Here is a 1,462-nt window from a genome sequence, read left to right on the forward strand (position 1 = left end):
CCCCCGGAAGCTGGTAACTTCGCGGGGGCTTTTCAATGCCACAGGTAATGCCGCGGTAAGGGGTCTTTGTCTCACCCTATGCCCCATCAGAAGGGGTTGCGTGCAGATATGTACCTACTAATCAAGGCGCGCCGCTCACCCCGCGCAGCGGGTCGAGAAATTTTTCCGATTACGGCGGATGGTCAGCCGGTCGCCACGACTGCCAGACGTCAGGAGCCGTTGACGGCTGCGGATAACCGTCTTCTACCGCCAGACAGAGCGAGTGGAGACAATGACGCGTCTACCGCCGCCATAAACGCACCTGAAACCCCGACGGCGGACCCGGTCCGGCCGGCGGTGCTCGCGCTTCGCGCCTCCGCTCCGGCGGCCGCAGCCGGCCACATCCGGCGAGGGACCCTCAGAAGGCGCCTGAAGGCCGCAGGAGAGGCCCTCAGAACCTCCCGCGAACACTTTTGGCACAGAGAACAAGCCCGGGGTCAGTCTGCCGTCTGGCGTATCTCGAAGCCCTCAGAAGCGAGCAAGGCGAGGAAGCTAAGCACCGTCGCCTGATCGAGCCATTCAGAGATGCCCCGCACCTCGGAAAGCGCCCGCTCTGAAGCCCTGAGCATGCGCTTGGCGGAGCGGATCCGCTTTGCCCTGGTCGCGGGGTCGGACTCGGCCCGAGCGTCAGCCAGCCGCCAGGAACGCACCAGCCGCCGATAGCGGAAATAGGCTTCCCGAGGAATCTGGAAGCTCAGGGACTCATCAACAGGCCATGCGCCCAAGTGACCCCAGAGCCTGCCGGTTTTTTCCCACCCTGCAGGTTTGCCCTGCCGCTGATAGTGAGCGGCCCCGCGTGCCGCGTGCTTGCTGAGGTACTGGAGCCAGCCGGTGGGCCCGGAGATCGGTAGAACGTACTGCGACAGGTGCCGCGCGCCGTAAGGCTCGGCAAGGTCAATCCAGTGTTGGACGAGCTGGAACTTCTCTACCGCTGACAGCGCCCGATCGAAGTAAACGGCAGTGTGCATGTGCGGGACGCCCCGGCGTTGCCATTCGATGACCCAGTGAGTGCGGATGCTGCCCATACGGCGGATGCGTTCGACCCAAGCCCGGCGGAGGGAGTGAAAGCGATCAGAGTTTTCTGGGCAGTCGCGGAGCGTCAGAGTCACCGCATACCCGTCGCCGGTCAAACCCTCGGTGTTGACCGCGTAGAGCCACTTGGTGTGTCGGCGGACGGTCTCTTTCGTCCAGCCAGAAACGACTGATCGTTTGGCCCTCTCATGCATGGAGACACCGCCGTTAGGGATGTGTGCTGTAGAGCCATTGCGGTACGCTGAAATTGTCGGCAAAGAGTAGTCCTAAGAGCGCTAAAGGTTGTCGACCGTGCCCCCGGAAGCTGGTAACTTCGCGGGGGCTTTTCAATGCCACAGGTAATGCCGCGGTAAGGGGTCTTTGTCTCACCCTATGCCCCATCAGAAGGGGT

General features: G+C 62.8%; 1 protein-coding gene. It reads right to left on the bottom strand.

What is annotated here, in order from left to right; all coding sequences use genetic code 11:
- Positions 1–476: 476 nt before the first annotated feature.
- Entirely contained in the window at positions 477–1,265 is a 789-nt protein-coding gene (locus AC5RVV_RS17350) for a rolling circle replication-associated protein (RefSeq protein WP_494002602.1), read from the bottom strand.
- Between the last annotated feature and the right edge of the window lie 197 nt (positions 1,266–1,462).

Source organism: Arthrobacter sp. MDT2-34-1 (genome assembly GCF_059091365.1).

What these genes read in the sequence shown, in the direction of transcription:
- AC5RVV_RS17350 (WP_494002602.1), bottom strand. Translation starts at nt 1,265, where the DNA reads ATGCATGAGAGGGCCAAACGATCAGTCGTTTCTGGCTGGACGAAAGAG.